This is a genomic window from Trueperaceae bacterium, from assembly GCA_002707365.1.
In the GTDB taxonomy this organism is placed as follows: domain Bacteria; phylum Deinococcota; class Deinococci; order Deinococcales; family Trueperaceae; genus UBA6957.
In genome coordinates this window covers 112,149-130,127 of record PAMQ01000003.1, presented here as the reverse complement: position 1 = coordinate 130,127, position 17,979 = coordinate 112,149, and the positions used below count along the sequence as shown (strand labels likewise).

Here is a 17,979-nt window from a genome sequence, read left to right as displayed (position 1 = left end):
GCTAGTAAATTTCGGGGCACCGGGCACTAATATAAAGGTTTAATAGGACAAAAGATTCTATAAGGTCTGTCGTGAAGTTCAGGGAAATTGCTTGTATGAGCATGGGAAACACGCTTAATTATTTTAGTGGTTCTGGATAAAACTTGACATATTCATGCATATATTGGGACGATGACTTGATGAATGAACGTGCGCTAACTTTAGCAGCCCTTGTGACAGCTGGGCGGTTGATCACCCGCGAGGATTTGGCGAGCTTATTGGGTGGGGTAGTTGCAGCGACTCGGGGATTGNATTCTGTTCGAGAGCTCTTGGCCGCAGAATCTCTTGGGCTTGAGATAGAGGAGGTAGCTGGNGGGTACCGCTTGGTTGTAATGCCAACACTAGTTCCTGAACTAGCAAGTATACTCTCTCCTCCGCCACTTCCCCGATTATCAGAAGCTGCTCTTGAGACACTCGCTCTAATAGCCTACCGTCAGCCAGTCACGCGAGGTGAACTTGAAGCTTCTCGGGGGGCTTCTTGTCACTCTACTACTGACACGCTACTAGAGCGAGAACTTATTCGGGTTACTGGTCGAAAAGACGTTGTGGGACGTCCATTGCTTTATGGTACTACTGAAAGGTTTCTTGTAGAATTTGGCCTTAAATCAATTGATGATCTTCCTGATGTAGAAGAGGGTGAAACAGGATTCCTTCGTTAATTTAAAAGGGGGGTAATGTACCGCTCGTCGATCTACCCATGTTCCTATCTAGGANAAGCCAAAAAGTTATCAATGTGTCAATATTAGTGTCTTCAAGTATAGAAATCAACAAATGATAATCCAAGAACGAGGTTCTAAGCTTCACATATAGGTAAGGGGTCCGTTATAGGTCGAGTCTTTGTTTTTTCGCACTCTTAGATGCATATCGGGGTGTACGGATAAAAGAAGATGCAACCTGATTCGGAACCTTTCAGGTTCCAGCCTTCAGAGCGGGGTGGTGTAACTATCGTAGAAAATGGTTTTTCGCTTAGAACCTGAATTATTGATAACTAAAAATATGGCGTTTACTCTCCTATCGAAGAAGCAGAAAGGAAAAGGCTATAGCTTAAGAGGTTAGCAGTTTTAATTATTAGCAGCTTCTTGGCTGGTGTTGAGATATTGACCCAGGCATAATATAGCAGCCTGGTAACTAGTGGGTCCGAACCCAGCAATTGAACCTAGGCAAACCCCGCCAATTGTGCTCTGATGCCTGAAGACTTCTCTCGAATGGATGTTAGATAGGTGAACTTCAACTATGGGTATCGTGACTCCAGCGATAGCATCTCGTAGTGCTACTGAAGTGTGCGTTAATCCCCCCGCGTTTAAGACGACTCCAAGAAAACCATCGGTCTGAGCCTGATGAATCCAGTCTATGAGCTTCCCTTCAGAATTGCTCTGTCGGGAAGTAACGTTAAAACCTATATCTTCTCCCCATATCTGGCATTTACCAGAAAGATCTTCTAGGGTCATCGTGCCATAAATTTCTGGTTCACGCGTACCTAGTAAATTGAGATTAGGGCCGTTTAGGATAAGAATCATGTTAATACCTCCTGGAGGTCCGACCAAGCCTGCTCGAGTTCAGCCTTCACTAGGTTTTGGACTACGATCGGTTCTGCTTCGGCTCGTAATAAAATAAATCTTTGTGTTTGACCTTGGTTTTTCTTGTCTCTAGAAATATAAGGCGTTAGTTCAGAAAAATGTAAGTCTGGTATGGAACGAGGCTTTAGCCAGCTTATAAAATCTAAGAGATATTCAGTCGGGTCATACCAACCACGATTACGCCCAAGGAGCCCAGAAAAAAGTAGCCCGTAGGCTACTGCTTCACCGTGACTTAGGCTGTGATCACTGGCAGCTTCGAGAGCATGTGCTAGTGTATGGCCTAAGTTAAGCAAAACCCGTTTTCCAGATTCATGGACGTCTTCAGCCACAATGCTTGCCTTTACGTTTACTGAAGCTGATATCCATTTGACTAGTGTTGATTCGTCCTCTAAATCATCTAGTGCTCCTGCAAGAATAGCCCGACATAGTTTTGGGTTCGCTATGAGGCCATGTTTAAATACTTCTACGGCCCCGTCTCTATAAACTGAAGGAGGTAAAGTTGCCAACAAACGGACATCCATCAAAACCGCTTTGGGCTGCCAAAAAGTACCAATGAGATTTTTGCCTTCAGGTAGGTTTACGGCGGTTTTCCCACCTATACTGGCGTCAGCCATCGCAAGTAGAGAGGTTGGTACCAGGTAGCACGCTATACCCCGTTTGAAAGTCGAAGCTACAAANCCAGCCACATCCCCAACAACTCCGCCTCCCAGGGCTACTATCGCTGAATGACGGTCAAAGTTTTCTGTAGCAAGGAAGCTCTGTAAATGTTGGAAAGTAGCAAGAGTTTTGCTCTTTTCGCCTGCTTCCATAACGTAGGTGCTAACTCGTTTTCCAGCGTTGGTAAGCCGTAAAACTGATGGTTCTAGATAGTGTTGAGCTACATCTGTATCGGTGATGAGAGCTACATTGGAAGCATCTACGACTTCTGGTAAGCGATCTAAGGCACCGGCCTCGATCCAAGTCGAGTATGTTGGTTGGACACCGATATCGATTTTCATTAGCGCGATCTTAACCTAGCAAGGCTTTGAATAATCTCGGAAACCACACTGCGAGAGTTCCGAGCGTCTGTCGAAATCGTTATTGAAGCAATATCATCATAGGCTTTTTGGCGTTGAGCGAGAAGGCGCCGGATTTTTGACATGGGGTTGTTAGTGTCCAATAGCGGTCTATTGTGTTTACGTGTACGTCGAAAAATAGTTTCCGGTTTAGCTGAGAGTACAATGACCGGTCCTCGGCTACTTAGCAGCTCTCGATTTATCCTTCTCGTTACGACCCCGCCACCGGTCGAGACTACCACCTTATTTAGTTTAAGACACCTGCGAATAACTTCGGTTTCATAGTCTCGAAATACTTCTTCGCCGTGAATCTGAAAGATATCGGTAATAGTCATACAACTAACCTTCTCAATTATGCGATCAGTGTCCACGAAGGTTAAATTGAGTCTCCGGGACAGTTCCAAACCAATACGGCTTTTCCCNGTTCCCATAAAGCCGGCCANGGCAANCCAAGTAACGTTATTAGCCTGTTGTGACAAGGGCACAGTCATCAAAATGTTAGAAGTTACGGGTATAACTCCGATGNGTNGCTATCCGTTCTTGAATTTCCGTAATTGTGTCGGCACCGAATTTTTCCATAACACTATCGGCAAGAACAAGGGCACACATCCCGAGTAAAACAATTGATGCAGCGGGAACAGCTGTAGTGTCTGAGCGTTCTCTAGCTGCGTCAGCTGGTTGTCGAGAGCTAACGTCTACTGTTGGGAGCGGTTGCATTAGAGTGGCGATCGGTTTCATAGCGGCACGAATCACCAGCTCTTCGCCTGTAGTGATTCCAGCCTCTAGCCCTCCAGAACGATTAGTTTTCCGATAGTAGCCATCTGAATTATGAAAAATGGCATCATGCACTTGACTACCAGGCCGGATGGCGTTACTCCAACCGTCGCCAATTTCTACCCCCTTCATGGCTTGGATACTCATAGCAGCCTGGGCTAATCTTCCATCTAGCTTCCGGTCCCATTGAGTGTGGCTACCAAGGCCTATCGGCACACCCCGAAAACGGGCTTCTATAATTCCGCCAAGTGTATCGCCATCAACCTTAGCTTTATCTATTCGGTCAATAATTTCGTCTTCCTTAGTGTCTGAAAAACTGCGGATTGGGCTCTCGTCTAATTTATCTAACGCATCCCAGTCCATTCCATCATCACATGAAATTCCAGCTAAACTGATTACCCTTCCACATCCCTGTATCCCCGAATCTTCTAAGAGGCGTAGTGCCACTGCTCCAGCAGCGACTCTGCTAGCCGTTTCTCTAGCCGATGCCCTCTCAAGCACGTCTCTTAAGTCTTTATGTCCGTATTTTATGCCCCCAGCTAAGTCAGCGTGACCAGGTCGAGCTTCCGTCAGAGAACGACCCCGAGGTTCGTTTCCTGGGTGCGAAGACATGATTGCGCTCCAATTGCTCCAATCCTTGTTTTCAATATTTATTGCTAAGGGTGCACCAGTAGTGCGGCCGGACCGGACGCCTCCATGGAACTCTGCCCGATCTGATTCTATGGCCATCCTACGGCCTCGTCCATAACCCCCTTGACGCCTACGGAGCCAAGGGTCGATGTGATCTGAGGCAACCAGCTCTAGGCCAGCAGGCACGCCATCTAGAAGAACAGTCAGAGACGGGCCATGTGATTCCCCTGCAGAAAGATACCGTAGCATCTCAATAGCCTAGCATGCACCTATGACCTACGTTCATATCCGAAAAACGCTTTAGCTGCGCTATGCTCGAAAGGCGAAGAGATTTGTATAAGTGGTTAGCTGGGTTTAAAGCCGATCAAAGGTGTCCCGGCTCTATGGTACAGGTCGCGCCAGGTCGTTAAAGCGGACATGAGCATTATGAAACTGTAAGTCTAAAGTTCCTACTGGACCATTCCGTTGTTTTCCGAGAATGATTTCAGCTACCCCCTGTTTATCAGATTGAGCGTCATAATATTCATCCCGATAAATGAACATTACTAGGTCGGCGTCCTGTTCGATAGCACCACTTTCACGTAAATCAGAAAGCATGGGCCTCTTGTTAGGCCGGCTTTCTACCGCTCTCGATAGTTGGCTGAGCACCAGAACAGGCGTATCAAGTTCCCGGGAAAGAGCCTTGAGGCTTCGAGAGATAGCGCTAATTTCTTGCTGCCTGTTCTCGCTGCTTCCGATTCGTCCGCTACCGGTCATGAGTTGTAGGTAATCTACGATTATTAGACCGAGATTGTGTTCCGACATTAGACGCCGTGCTCTAGCTCGGAGTTCCATGACGGTCATGTCAGCGGCATCGTCGATGAAAATGTTGGCGTCTGACATCCGACCGGCTGAATCAGCGAGTCGTTGGAAGTCCCTGTCAGACAATTGTCCGTTACGGACTCTACTCATATCAACGCGTGCTTCAGAACAAAGCATTCTTGTTACGAGTTGAAGTGCCGACATCTCGAGAGAGAAGATACCAACGGGTTGCTTTTCCCTAAGGGCAACGTTTAGTGCAATTGTTAAAGCAAACGCAGTTTTTCCCATGCTAGGCCTAGCAGCTAAAACGTTTAGGCTGCTAGGTTGAAGGCCAGCAGTTAAACTATCGAGTTCTCGAAAACCGGTTCGAAGGCCTGATACAGGATCAGGGTTAGCGAAAAGTTCATTGATGTGGGCAAAAGTCTCTGAGACTAGAATCGGCATAGCTTGAAAAGCATGACTAAGTTTGGAGGTCGACAGCTCAAAAATGCTCGATTCTGCCTTATCAAGTACTTGTTCGATAGGAAACGACTGGTCATAAGCATTCTGCATAATTTGCCCACTAGCAGAAATAAGGTCTCGAANGGTAGCTTTTTCCCGGACTATACGGGCATAATTTTCAGCGTAAGCNGCAGTTGGTACGCTATCCGCCAGTCCTATGAGGTAAGGAACGCTTCCGACATTTTCTAATTCCCCTGTTTGGCGTAGTTCTTCAGTCAAAGTTACTAGGTCTATTGGTTCGTCCCGTTGGGCAAGCTTTTCCATCGCGCGGAATATTTTTCGATGGCCTTCTTTATAAAAATGATTTGCCCTAATAGTACCCTCGACAATACCGTAAGCTTCGTTGTCCAAAAGGACACTCCCTAGAACACTTTGTTCAGCTTCGAGGTTTTGAGGGGGAGTTCGGGCCTCCACAGTTTCCATTGTACGGTAGATACGACGAAAAGTGGGTTAAATGTCGTTACCGCGGTGGCTGTGGGTAAGATAGGGTGTTGTGATAGATGCTGTCTTACCGGTAATTGGTATCGCTTTAGCCTACGCGATTGGTGCGTTCCCGTTGGGTGGACTGATTATTAGAGCCCTAACCGGGACTGATCCGGGACGACTGAACGCCCACAATTTGGGTATGGAGAATAGCATCCGTCTTATTGGGCTCCCCACAGCCCTTCTTGCTCTTCTGGTCGATGTGCTTAAGGGGTTCCTAGCCGTTGGCTTGGGTGGCGGTGGTCCTTGGGCAGTATTGGCGGCTTACGTTGGCCACGTTCATCCCATTGCCCCTCTTTTGCTGGTAGGAAATCCTCGTGGTCGCGGGATAGGTCTTTTATTTGGAGCTCTTGCCAGCCTTCATTTATTTGGCGGGATATCTACTGTTTTAGTTTCGATTCCAGTTATTGTGTTCGCATTAATCCTTGGTTGGCTCGGTTTCGTTTCCTTCGCCACATTAGCGGGCATTGGTACCCTGTTTCTTGAGAGTTTGGTGGTGCCTGGATTACCGGTAGCTCCAATTGTGATTTTATTAGCTGTTTCGGTTTGGCGACATAAGAGTAACCTTGCTCGGATGGTGGATGGCACTGAGGTGCGTTTTGGAACTCCACCTTCTGTTACTAGCCTCGATCCAAATACAGTGATATCTGCTTTTATGGTTCACCCGATGCGCATAGAGGATCTTTGGCAGTCCCGTAGCCAAGCATTTTTACTACGACTGTTTCCTAAGGGGCCTATTGGTGAAGTTCTTGTGCGACTAGTGCTGCCAAGGTTCCGGCCAACTTTTGTCGATATTATTGATGGCATAGAATTGCCGGAAGGACGCAAGCTAAAGGTATTGCTTCTTGTTGGGCCGCTGTTGCCGGACCAAATACGAGAGCACCAAAAGGTTGCGACTCGCATGGTTATTCAAGGTGCCCGGTTGGCTCGAGATCTTGGCGCAGAAACGTTCGGGCTNGGGGGATTTTGGTCGACTGTTGGGGATAAGGGTGAGGCCGTGCAAAAAGCTGTGCCAGACATAGCTATTACCAACGGCGGCGCTTTTACTGCTGGCACAGTTAAGGCAGCTATACCGGGTCTGTTAAAGAGCTTTCAGGAGGAGGGTGGCGCACTCGAAGAGACTACAGCAGCTGTTATTGGGGCTAATGGGGTAGTGGCCTTTGGGATTGCACGTATGATCGCTGGCGAGGTCGGAGAGCTAATTTTGGTAGGCCGCAATGCCGATCGGTTAGAACGGAGTGCCCAAACCCTTGCTACCAAATTTCCCCAGACCCGCATAACGACTACGCAGGATATTAATACAGTTGAGCTTGCATCACTAATATTTACAGCTACAAGTGATCCTAATCCGGTTCTCTATAAAAGACATGTTAAGACGGGCGCTTGGGTATTTGATCTTGGTAGGCCAGTTGATGTCGATGATTCGGTGCGTACGGTACAGGGTGTTCACATAATTCCAGGGGGAGTTGTTCGACCGCCAGGCAGAATGCAGACCCAAGTCGATATGCACTTTGGCGATGGATTGATTCCGGCTTGCCTGGCAGAAACCATGATTATGGCCGCCACTAGGGCATTCGATAAGGCATCCCTTGGACCCAATACACGAACAAAGGATATTGAGTTCTATCTCAAAGAAGCGGAAAGCCTGGGCTTCGAAATAATCACTAAAGATGAAAATTTAGCAATTGCCTCCCCAGAGTTGTGACGGTTCAATTTCGTTTTTCCGGTTTTCTTGATGATGAAGATCTTAGGTTTGGAATCTTGTGGGATCGGGATTGTATTGGGCTAGTGCAAGATGGTGGTTATGTAGTAGCTTTTTTCCCTGAACGAGTAGAAGTCCCTTTTAAGGGCACTTGGTCTGAGGTGCCTTCAATCGATTATTTAGACGAATATAGGCGGAGCCTAAAACCGCTGTATCTTGATCGAATTGTAGTTTCCTCTACAAAAAAGACTGTTTTATTGGAGCCTTGTCAGAAGGTGCTCTGGCTGGACCCTGGGATGGCTTTTGGCACGGGCTATCATGAAACCACAAGATTGGCTCTCTTGGCTCTCGCTGCCAGAGATTTAACAGGTAATAGNGTGCTCGATGTTGGGTGTGGGTCTGGAATTTTGACGATCGCTGCGGACTTGCTGGGAGCCAAACAATCTCATGGAATAGATATTGATCGGAATGTAATACCTGTGGCTAGGGAGAACGCAGCTCGTAACGCTAGTCGGTCGACCTTTAATTGCGGGGAACTTAGGAATCAGAGNTGCGTACAAGGGTCCTTCTTGTTCGACATAATTGCCGCTAATCTCTATGCTGAGCTTCATAGGGATCTACTGGACGAATATTTTCGGGTACTTAAACCGGGAGGAACGCTATTGCTGACAGGAATATTAGAAAATCGGTTAGGACTGGTTTTAGAGTCGCTAGATGGAAGATTTATCCATATTGGGACCAAAAACGAAGGTAAGTGGATGCTTATAGAAATAGAGTCGAAGGAGTGAAGAATACTCGGTCTGGTGCTGTCTGCGCAAAGCGATTGGTGCACTTTGTAAGTCCGGAAGAAAGCCTTCGCCTCATATTGTGCGGCCGCATTAATTAGTGTGTATAGAATCGAGAAGGTAAATAAGTTTACAAGTGTATGTTTGGTCGAACTTGAAGTGTTCGAGCCCCCAAGTAGGACAAGAAACTTAAGAGGCAATTGGTGAGGTTTACTAGGTCTGTTGCTATTGGGTCATTATTTGCCCTATTAGTCTTTGGTAGTTCCTCTTGTAAGTTGTTGTACTTGCCGCCGGTTCCCTCAAATATAATGGCACCAAAAAGAATTTTGATTAATTCGTCTAGCCATATTCGTTTATATCAAGGTAGTCCTGCGTTAGAGATTGTTATCGAGTCACTGCCTAAACCGGGGTGGTTAACCCTTCAATGGTTCGGGCCAGATAATCGAGAGGTAGGTTCAGAAAGCTTCTGGATTTCTGAAGAGGACAAAGGTGTTAGCAGAATATATATATTAGCCTCTAAAGTACCAATGTTGGCTGGACGATGGCGGGTTGTTGTTTCGTTCTCAAATCGGGTTGTTCGGCAAATTACGGGGTCGCTACAGTAAACCCTAAGTCAGTAAGTCAGATTAGGGCGGAGATATGTCTATACTCCGCCCTAAAAATACAGGGGATTAAAGTACTTACTGCATAGCAAGTCAGGAATTTCGGTTAGATATCCTTAGGGGTTTACGCTTATTTCGAAACCAGACTACCATCGGAGCTAGGATGAAAATGCTTGAGTATGTCCCAACAGCGATCCCAATCAATAATGTAACGCTAAAATCGCGTAGGACGCTACCACCTAAAAAGAAGAGGGCGAGAACTGGTAATAAGGTTGTGGTGGAAGTCATCACTGTACGGGCAATGGTTTGGCTGACCGACAGGTCGACGATTTCCGTATAAGATTTCCCCCGAATTTTACGTAAATTTTCACGGATTCTATCTGCAATTATTATTGAATCGTTCAAAGAATAACCCACTACGAAAAGGAGAGCAGCTAAAACTGGAATCCCAAACTCCGCGTTCATTAGGTCGAGGACTCCGAGAGTAAGGCCGACGTCGTGTACCACTGCTAAGATGGCTGCTATTGCTACGACCCAAGTCGGCCAGAAGCGCCATCCTACATACATCACGATTAACCCAAGAGCCACAAGAACAGCGTAGATCGCTCCTTGNCNAAGATCTGCTCCTACTGCCGGTCCCACGAAGTCGGCCGATAAAAGTTCAGCCCCTAGGGCGCTAGCCAGAAGGTTGGAAAATTGCTCACTACCTTGCGCCGCTTCTGTAAGGCCAACCCTAACAGAAATTAATTCCCCTTCAATGGTATTGTCCTGAACACTCACGATTGTAGCGCTATTGGCGGACAGCCCTTCAAAATTCAAGTTGCTAATAGCCGTCCTAACGTCTGAGGTGTTAGTACCTTCTGCTACACGGTAAAGAGCTGTGGTGCCTCCTGTAAAATCAGTTGATAAGCGGAGGCCATTGGTTAGTACTAGGATGATTGCGGTGATCGCAACTAAGGCAGAAACGCTTAAGACAAGAGGGGCTTTAGTAATAAACCGAAGGCGATCCGTATAAAAGCCTTTAGGGAGCAAAGGCCTCCGAATATGGATAGTTAATAGGTCTAGGATGAATGGGACTACAATAATATTGATAAAGACCGCGCAAGCGATTCCGATCGNTAGGGTAATGGCAAAGCCACGAACAGCCCCAGTTGTGTACTGGTACAAGGTTGCTGCTGCCAGGAGCGTAGTCACGTTTGCATCGATTATCGCTGAAAGCGAGTTACCGAATCCCCCGCGCATAGCTAGCCGAAGGCTTTTCCCCACGCGGAGCTCCTCTTTGATTCGTTCGAAACTAATAACGTTACCGTCAACGGCAGCGCCAATAGTGAGCACTAGGCCCGCAAGTCCGGGTAAAGTTAATGCGGCTCCGAGGCCCGCTAGAATCCCAAAGATGAGGAACATCACAAGGAAGAGGCCGAGGGTAAGGACTGTTCCGAATAAAGGCCCATAGTATAGAAGGATGGCTGCGATTACAGCGATTCCTCCTACTAATGCAGCTCGCCTACCAGCATTAATAGAATCTTGTCCGAGGGTGGGGCCGATAGCTCTGATTTCTTCAACGTGCAAATTTATAGGTAAGCTACCAGTTCGGAGTACTAGGGCTACGTCTGCCGCTTCTTCGAGCGTGGCTATTCCCGTAATCTGTCCCGAATCACTGATGCGACTCTGAAGTGTAGGAGCAGACTGGACTCTTCCATCTAGAACAATCGCCATTCGCCGCTTGGTATTTTGACCAGTAAATTCCCCAAACTGTTTTGCGAACTCTTGTTTGATTTCAAAGTTTACTAATGGACCTATTTGGCCGCTGCCAGGTGGAGAAAAGTCGGCTCGAGCATACTTCACAATCTCACCGGTAAAGGCTGGCGGTTCTAAATCTTCAAGGGTCAGTAGGCTACTTGCCATATTTTCGGAAGGACGTTTTACCAGTTGAAATTCGAGTATAGCCTGTTGCCCGATAAGATTTAGAGCCCGCGTTTGATCTTCGGCGGTAAGACCGGGTAATTCAACTACAATACGGTTAGTTCCACTAGTTTGGATAAGTGGTTCAGCGACACCAAATTCATTAACGCGATTTTCGATGATATTACGTGCCGCATTCAGGTCTTCCCTCAGGGGTTCATCCTCTTCCGCTTGCAATACAACCCTTAGGCCACCTTGAAGATCAAGGCCAAGTTTAAGTGTTGGATTACCCGTACGGTCTAACGGTTGCCATAGGTAATATCCGGATATAACTAGCGCTCCAATTATTAGAATGCCGGTTACGGACCTACGATTAAATTTCATGTTCACTCCTTGGTTAGTCGCTTTATAGGTAAGTCTTTGGCGGTTTAGTCGAAGCTAAAATCTTTATAGTTGCAAACGGCCAAATAGGAGTAAAAGGCCCAATCGGCTAAGCGGGTTGTACCCAGTTAGCAGGAAGGAAAAACTCTTGGTGTTAAGCCTAAAAAGTGCTGAAGAAAATGCCCGTGGTTCCGGCCAGTTCGATTGTGTAATTACTTGACCAGATCGATATTGCCGAATCGTAGCAACTAGACTGCCAGAATCAGGAGAAACTAGGTCTTGACCAGAGGTTTTATTGAAACTGCCTTTCGGTCCTATTCCTGGCATGCCACCGATTAGAAAAACCAAGGCGAATACGCCAGCTAGTAGAACGTTTTTATCGTTCGAATCTAACGGTGAGTTCCAGCAACGCTTAACATTCGTTAGCATTGTTTATCTCCTCGTATATTCATCGATAGGTTTAGCCTGAGACTTCTACTAACTCATAGACGTGAATTACGTCGCCTTCTTGGATGTTGTCATAGTTTTGAAGGTTTATTCCGCATTCCAATCCTTGAGTAACTTCCCGCACATCATCCTTGAAGCGCCTGAGCTGCGAAATTGAGCCCTTGTAAACCTCTTGACCATCGCGAGTTACACGAGCTTTAGCACCACGGCGAATCAAACCATCATTTACATAGGAGCCTGCTATGCTGCCACTACGAGGAATCTGAATAACTGCTCGTACCTCAGCTTGTCCAATAGTCTGCTCTTCAAACTCTGGTTCGATTTGACCATGAATTAGACGTTCTATATCCTCGATAAGGTCATAGACAATTCGATAAGATTTTAAATTTACCCCTTGGCGATGAGCTGCTTTCTTCACAGAACCTGCTGGGTTTACGCCGAAAGCGACCACGTGAGCATCAGCAGTGGATGCTAAAAGGAGGTCAGAGTCTGTTGGGGAGCCAACCTCTGCCAATAGTATTTGAACGTCGACTTCTTCTGTAGATTCTGAGAGTTGGGAAATTATGTTTTTAATAGCTTCAAGCGATCCCTGGGTATCTGTTCGGACAATCATCTTAATAGTANTGACGTTCNCAGTCTGAAATAAGTCTTCTAGCGTAATGCCAGTCTTCCCACTATCAGCACGGCTTTCGATTTCTCGATCCCTTTGTATATTGGCTGTAATGTCTTTTGCGGTCCGGTCATTTTCGACCCACGATACGGAATCTCCTGCTTGGGGTTGAGTGTTGAACCCAAGGATTTGTACAGGAACTGAAGGACCGGCTTGATCGATAGATCCCCCGTTGTGGTCAGTAAGACGACGAATACGTGCCCATGTTTCTCCTGATACGACAGTATCTGCGACTCTTAAGGTGCCTTGTTGCACAAGTACNGTAGCCAAAACGCCAGCGCGCTTATCNAGAATCGATTCAANTACAACTCCNTATGCGGTAGTTTGTGGATCCGCACGTAAATCTTCTACCTCAGCAACTAGAGAAATCATTTCTAATAAGGAATCTATTCCGCTTCCTGTTTNGGCACTAATTTCAACAGTGATAGTGTCGCCCCCAAATTCCTCAGGAACAAGTTCAAACTGGATCAAGTCTTGCTTCACTTTAGCCGGGTTGGCTTGAGGTAAATCGGTTTTATTAATTGCGATTATGATCGGGACTTGTGCAGCCTGCGCGTGGGCGATAGCTTCTCGCGTCTGAGGCATAATGCTGTCATCTGCCGCAATGACGATGACCACGATATCGGTTACGTTTGCACCCCGTTGCCTGATGGAAGTAAAAGCCTCATGACCTGGGGTATCGAGGAAGGTAATTATCCCGTGGTTAGTTTCGGTTTGATAAGCCCCGATGTGCTGGGTAATTCCCCCAGCTTCTCGCTCAGCAACAGCCGTCTTCCTGATGTAGTCAAGCAAGCTAGTTTTTCCGTGATCGACATGTCCCATGATGGTTACTACTGGAGCTCGAATTGGAGCATCTGGTGCTGGTGGGGGAGGTGAGGTATCGGTTGTAGCGGCTCCCGAGGAGTCATTTTCAACTGAGGGGTTTTCTACTTCGGTTGGCAGGTCAGGAGAGTCGTTTATCGTAGGTGTTTTTGCAAGGTCTTGAAGTGCTAAATCGCGGACATTTTCTGCTGTTTCGGCGTCTAGGGTGCTAGCGTGCGATTTGTAAGCTATCCCCAGGGAATCAAGGGCCTCTAGAACCACCTTCGATTCCACGTCTAACTCTTTAGCGAGTTGGTAAATTCGGACTCTTTCAGACATTAATCCCTCCGGCACTGGTAACAGTAAAGCCTAGATTTCGATTCTTGGTGGTGAGTAATTCTTCGATCCGTTTAGCCTGATTCCGGAAAAATCGTTGAAGCTCCTTAGTAGAAGGGTGGTTAAAGCAGGTTTGGCATAGCCATGCTCCTCTACCAGGTGTTTTTGCCTTTGGGTCAGGTTGCCATTGTCCTGCCTCATCCCGAAAAAAACGATGAAGTTTCGGCTTCGGGTGGGAATCACGGCATACGACGCAGCGTCGAGTTGGAATATGGGGGGGATTCGGCATTTTAGGAGGTCGTTTCCCCAGAAGGCTTGTCGGGTTGATCGTTGGTAATGTCGGGGCTAGTGTCTTCTGCCTGGTCAGGTTTTGGTTTGGATGAGGGATCGTCTGCTGTCGAGAATAGCGCATCAAAAGCAGCGCGAGAGTCATCGTCAGTTACTGTGTCGTCTAGCCTAGAAGCTGCAGCTTGCATAGCGGCATCTAGGTCGCTAACCGTTTCAGATCCAATCAAATCAATTTTGTAGCCGGTTAGTTTGGCAGCAAGTCGTACGTTCTGCCCGCCTTTCCCTATGGCAAGGGAAAGTTGGTCTGTTGGAACCATGACTTTGGCTTCGACCAATTCGGCATCCACTTCGATGGTCCCTACTTTAGCGGGAGAGAGGGCGTTACGGATGAATTCTCGTGGATTGGGGTCCCACAGAATGATGTCTACTCTTTCTCGTTGTAATTCTCCAGTGACGGCTTGTATTCGACTACCACGATGGCCAATGCAAGCGCCGATCGGGTCAACGTTTGGGTTTGAGCTGGTCACGGCTACTTTAGATCGTTGACCTGCTTCCCGGGCAACAGCCTTTATCTCTACGGTATCGTCGGTAACTTCGGGTATTTCTTGGCGCATTAAGTAGTCAAGAAGTTCTGAGGCAGCTCGTGATACAAGTATGCTAGGTCCTCGAGTAGATAGTTCTACTTTGATGACATAAACCTTTACTCGCATACCGACTAGGTACCGCTCGCCTTGTATTTGTTCTTTTGGGGGCATAATAGCTTCGCCCCTTCCAAGATCTACAAAGACGTTACGCTTATTGTCAGTCCGGGATACTACCGCAGTTAGAACGTCTCCAGCTCGGTCCTTATATTCTTCATAAACAATGGTNCGTTCAGCTTCACGGATNTTCTGGGTGATTACTTGCTTTGTTGTTTGTACGGCGATCCGAGTGAATTTTTCGGGATCCATGGGAAATTCCATTTCCATTCCCACTTCTACTGTATCGTCGAGGTCGATTGCTTCTTTGAGGGAAATCTCTGTGTCGGCATCTTCAACTTCTTCTACCACTCTCATGATGACCAAGACTTCCATCTCGCCAGTTTCAGGATGGAGGTTAACCTCAATTTGTTTTCCTGGCTCAATATTTCGCTCGAAAGCCTGTTCCAGGGATTCTTCAAAATTGATCAGCAGCTGTTCTTTTTCTAAGTTTCGCTCCGCGGCCAGAAGGCTTAAAGCATCCATAAAGTCCTTGTTCATAGTTACACCCCTATTTAGTTGTTATTCATCGCGGCGACTCGGGCCACTCATCGAGTCGTGCGGTTTCAATATCGGTTAATCTTAATTCTTTGGTCTCCTGCTCTGTCTCTAGGGTGATTAGACCGTCTTCGACAGTACGGATGGTGCCGCGGAACGACTTTCCCGCCACTCGAAACTTTGCTGCTAAATCAGCAAATCTCTCAAAGTGCCTCAGACGGATTAGTGGTCGTTTTGGCCCTGGGGATTCTACTTCGAGGCGGTAGGCGTCCTGGAATGGGTCAAGTCGATCCAATTCAAGACTGAAGACTTCGCTTACCTTGGAAATGTCAGCGACGGAGACCAAATTCTCGTCGAGTCGGTCAACACGAAGCAATATTCCCTTCCTAGAGCCTTGTTCTCTAACTTTTAGTTCCAGAACTTCGAAGCCTAGTGGTTCTAGAATTTCAACTGCTGCATCTGTAAGATCCATTTCACCTCCTTTCTGCCACACGAAAAAAGGCGGGTCTTTCGAACCCACCCAAAAACTTGAGGCAGTCGGGGCTAATGCGCCACGTGACCGTATTATACTCGGTTACACTGGAGGGTACAACTTAAGGTGGAAATAGCATGATCGTGGTTGCAGCCTCCAGTGAATCGAGGAATTTTTGATGGGTAGTTTGCTAATGTGAAACCGAGGGCTTTACTTATCGTTTGATGAGTAGGTAAACTCCCGTTTATCGGATGACTTATAACTATATTATTTTGGGCCGCCCGATGGGTTTAAATTTCGTAGCTTTCGGCTTACTAAGACTGTAAAAAGCGCATTTGTAGTTTAGTTTGCAGCTGACAGAGGACGGAAGAGAATGCAATATGAAGTTCGCCTGTATACACCTGGACCAACCCCGATTCATCCCCGGGCGCTTAAGGCTCTTGCGTGGCCCATGCGGAGTCATATGGATCCCGATATGGTTTCGTTTAACGATGGTCTAGCTCGGGACCTGGAAGTCCTTTATGGAAGTCCTGATGATGGTTTCGCCTGTGTGTTATCTGGTTCAGGATCGTTTGGTATGGAAGTCGGATTTGCCAACCTCCTGGAACCCGGGGAAAAGGTGGTTATTGCTTCTAACGGCGTCTTTGGTGAACGGATGATCGATATGGCTAGTAGACTAGGCGCGGCAGTAAGTCCAGTACGTTTTCCCGCTGGTTCTCCCATAGCCCCAGGAATCGTCCGGGAATCTNTAGCGCGGATACAGCCGAAGGTTTTAGCAGTGGTGCATGGAGAAACCAGTACCGGCGTTATTAATCCAATTGAAGAACTCGGAGCTATAGCTGCGGAATTTGGAGCGATGTTTACGGTTGATGCGGTAACGACAGTCGGAATGCTTCCCTTCGATATGGGATGTTGTGGGATAGATTATGCCTATACCGGTTCTCAAAAGTGCTTATCTGCTCCCCCTGGTCTTGCTCCCGTAGCACTCAGCCCAAGGGCTTTGACTACAATTAGAGAACGAGTGAAGCCAGTCAGCACTTGGTACGGGGATGTGGATAGCATGATGAATTATTGGCGTCCCTCGGAGGGAAGGAGTTACCACCACACTGTACCGGTTCAACTGCACTGGGCAACTGGCGAGGCTGTGAAGGCAGCCTTAGAGGAAGGTGTACATAATAGAGCCGCGAGGGTTAGGACTGTAGCCAATGCCTGTATCATCTCTTTGGAAACGATAGGTTTCAAGGCGTTCGTGCCAAACGAATTTCGACTACCCACTGTACTTGCCGTAACCTTACCCGAAGGCATAGATGACCTCTTTGTAAGAAATACCCTTAGATCTGATTACCGAATCTCTGTTACTGGCGGCTTAGGCGAGACTACTGGGAAAATCTGGCGTTTGGGTTTGATGGGGGAAGCTGCACACCTGCATCACTATCGTCACCTTATGATTGCCTTAGGAGAGATTCTTGGCGCGGTTCATTTGGTCGAAACTTTTGATCAGGCAGCGCGTGAGTGTTAGGCACTAAATATTGGGTTGAGGTAATGATTATTTATAGGGCGTTTTTATGGGAATAGCTGATCACTCTCCGTCTGAAGAGGTGTTAAAACGAGCTCGAGGCGAGGGAATTGATCTTGAAGAGTTGAGAAGCACTGACCCTCAAAAATATAGGATTATTAATTCTGTTCCGTTAGCGGTTGTGAATGTCGAATACCTTGAACAAATCGCTGAGGAATTACATAAAGCGTTTCCCGAAACAGAAATATTCCAAATCCCAGGTAAGTATCCCAAGGTAGTTAGACTTTTCAGTTTTCCATTAGTAGATGTTGCTAAGCTTGACAGTGTGTTGGCTTCTATCGCTGGACAGCATGGAGATCTTTTCTTCCGAATAATTCAAGATGTTCGCGGAGAACGGCGCGAATTACAACGGGCAATAGACCCTGCAGAATGGCAAGGGATTGAAGGCCTTGTTGGGCCATTTTCCGAAGAACATGCGGCTGAAGAGTGGGGATCAAAATCTTCTCAGAGCACCGGGCTAGAGAGCGATGTGTTCCAACTCAGAGGGACCTGGTTCTGCGATGTTTTCGATCTTAGTGAAACTTAAAAATTTGGTTAAATATTGGCCAGGTGATGGGGTGTCGTAAATATCGCCCGGTTGGCGTAGAGTTTCCAGCATAGTGGTTCCAAAGGATAATTAATTCGGGGCGGTTTCTACCGCGAAGTCAATGCTTAGGAGAAGTTCTAAGCTTCAATGGGGGCGAAAAACTACGGCTTATTCAAAACCGTTATCATTTGCTGAAACCCAAAGGTAGATAAGTAATTCTTGCTTATGTGTTGTTTTTCCTAACTATAAGTTTATTGAGCCAGTAATCTAGGGACTGTTGACGTATGGACTGCTTGCCGATAGACTTCTTATTCATGGGGAGCTCGTCAGCTTCGCCGTTTTTTCGTTAGACGCAGTAGCGATTCTGCGTCCATATTTTACTGCCTGTAATGGGCA

Annotated in this window: 17 protein-coding genes; 6 read left to right on the top strand and 11 right to left on the bottom strand. The window is 47.0% G+C overall.

The features are described from left to right. Positions 1-179 precede the first annotated feature (179 nt). Positions 180-698, top strand: a complete 519-nt coding sequence (gene scpB / locus CMO31_00740; GenBank protein MAZ52527.1) for an SMC-Scp complex subunit ScpB — start codon at positions 180-182, stop codon at positions 696-698. Between the two features lie 402 nt (positions 699-1,100). Here the strand turns inward: scpB and aroQ are convergent, their stop codons facing one another. The 5 genes from aroQ to CMO31_00715 form a co-directional block, all read right to left on the bottom strand. Beyond that, positions 1,101-1,556, bottom strand: a complete 456-nt coding sequence (gene aroQ, locus CMO31_00735; GenBank protein MAZ52526.1) for a type II 3-dehydroquinate dehydratase — start codon at positions 1,554-1,556, stop codon at positions 1,101-1,103. Then, positions 1,553-2,614, bottom strand: coding sequence for a 3-dehydroquinate synthase (gene aroB / locus CMO31_00730; protein ID MAZ52525.1), 1,062 nt, complete (start codon positions 2,612-2,614; stop codon positions 1,553-1,555). The genes aroQ and aroB overlap by 4 nt, the downstream gene beginning before the upstream one ends. Next, positions 2,614-3,162: a shikimate kinase gene (locus tag CMO31_00725; protein MAZ52524.1), complete on the bottom strand. Its 549-nt coding sequence runs from the start codon at positions 3,160-3,162 to the stop codon at positions 2,614-2,616. The genes aroB and CMO31_00725 overlap by 1 nt, the downstream gene beginning before the upstream one ends. A 7-nt stretch (positions 3,163-3,169) precedes the next feature. Continuing rightward, a complete protein-coding gene (locus tag CMO31_00720) occupies positions 3,170-4,324 on the bottom strand; it encodes a chorismate synthase (protein MAZ52523.1) in 1,155 nt (384 codons plus the stop codon). Positions 4,325-4,456: 132 nt separating this feature from the next. Then, positions 4,457-5,800, bottom strand: a complete 1,344-nt coding sequence (locus CMO31_00715) for a replicative DNA helicase (GenBank protein MAZ52522.1) — start codon at positions 5,798-5,800, stop codon at positions 4,457-4,459. 94 nt (positions 5,801-5,894) lie between these two features. Between CMO31_00715 and CMO31_00710 the strand changes: the two genes are divergently transcribed. From CMO31_00710 to CMO31_00700, 3 genes are all read left to right on the top strand, one after another. Further along, entirely contained in the window at positions 5,895-7,565 is a 1,671-nt protein-coding gene (locus CMO31_00710) for a glycerol-3-phosphate acyltransferase (GenBank protein ID MAZ52521.1), read from the top strand. Next, on the top strand, positions 7,562-8,350 hold the full coding sequence (locus CMO31_00705) for a 50S ribosomal protein L11 methyltransferase (protein MAZ52520.1): 789 nt from the start codon (positions 7,562-7,564) through the stop codon (positions 8,348-8,350). The genes CMO31_00710 and CMO31_00705 overlap by 4 nt, the downstream gene beginning before the upstream one ends. Positions 8,351-8,550: 200 nt before the next feature. Further along, positions 8,551-8,952, top strand: a complete 402-nt coding sequence (locus CMO31_00700) for a hypothetical protein (protein ID MAZ52519.1) — start codon at positions 8,551-8,553, stop codon at positions 8,950-8,952. 90 nt (positions 8,953-9,042) lie between these two features. Here CMO31_00700 and CMO31_00695 read toward each other — a convergent pair whose 3' ends face one another. From CMO31_00695 to CMO31_00670, 6 genes are all read right to left on the bottom strand, one after another. Further along, complete coding sequence (locus CMO31_00695) at positions 9,043-11,235, bottom strand: protein translocase subunit SecDF (protein MAZ52518.1); 2,193 nt, start codon at positions 11,233-11,235, stop codon at positions 9,043-9,045. 63 nt (positions 11,236-11,298) lie between these two features. After that, positions 11,299-11,661, bottom strand: a complete 363-nt coding sequence (locus CMO31_00690; GenBank protein MAZ52517.1) for a hypothetical protein — start codon at positions 11,659-11,661, stop codon at positions 11,299-11,301. 31 nt (positions 11,662-11,692) lie between these two features. Then, entirely contained in the window at positions 11,693-13,489 is a 1,797-nt protein-coding gene (locus tag CMO31_00685; GenBank protein MAZ52516.1) for a translation initiation factor IF-2, read from the bottom strand. Beyond that, positions 13,482-13,919, bottom strand: a complete 438-nt coding sequence (locus tag CMO31_00680; protein ID MAZ52515.1) for a hypothetical protein — start codon at positions 13,917-13,919, stop codon at positions 13,482-13,484. Before CMO31_00680 ends, CMO31_00685 begins: the two co-directional genes overlap by 8 nt. Further along, a complete protein-coding gene (gene nusA / locus CMO31_00675; GenBank protein MAZ52514.1) occupies positions 13,777-15,012 on the bottom strand; it encodes a transcription termination/antitermination protein NusA in 1,236 nt (411 codons plus the stop codon). The genes CMO31_00680 and nusA overlap by 143 nt, the downstream gene beginning before the upstream one ends. A 25-nt stretch (positions 15,013-15,037) precedes the next feature. Then, positions 15,038-15,481 (bottom strand): ribosome maturation factor RimP, encoded by a 444-nt coding sequence (locus CMO31_00670; protein MAZ52513.1) that lies wholly within the window; start codon positions 15,479-15,481, stop codon positions 15,038-15,040. 373 nt (positions 15,482-15,854) lie between these two features. Here CMO31_00670 and CMO31_00665 point away from each other — a divergent pair, with 373 nt between their 5' ends. Both CMO31_00665 and CMO31_00660 read left to right on the top strand, forming a co-directional pair. Beyond that, entirely contained in the window at positions 15,855-17,000 is a 1,146-nt protein-coding gene (locus tag CMO31_00665; GenBank protein ID MAZ52512.1) for an aminotransferase class V, read from the top strand. Between the two features lie 46 nt (positions 17,001-17,046). After that, entirely contained in the window at positions 17,047-17,583 is a 537-nt protein-coding gene (locus CMO31_00660) for a hypothetical protein (protein MAZ52511.1), read from the top strand. Positions 17,584-17,979: the final 396 nt, after the last annotated feature.

Excerpts from the sequence above, each read along its gene's own strand:
- aroQ (MAZ52526.1), bottom strand. The coding sequence starts at position 1,556 with ATGATTCTTATCCTAAACGGCCCTAATCTCAATTTACTAGGTACGCGT.
- CMO31_00690 (MAZ52517.1), bottom strand. The coding sequence starts at position 11,661 with ATGCTAACGAATGTTAAGCGTTGCTGGAACTCACCGTTAGATTCGAAC.
- CMO31_00680 (MAZ52515.1), bottom strand. The coding sequence starts at position 13,919 with ATGACTCTCGCGCTGCTTTTGATGCGCTATTCTCGACAGCAGACGATC.
- CMO31_00670 (MAZ52513.1), bottom strand. The coding sequence starts at position 15,481 with ATGGATCTTACAGATGCAGCAGTTGAAATTCTAGAACCACTAGGCTTC.
- CMO31_00660 (MAZ52511.1), top strand. The coding sequence starts at position 17,047 with ATGGGAATAGCTGATCACTCTCCGTCTGAAGAGGTGTTAAAACGAGCT.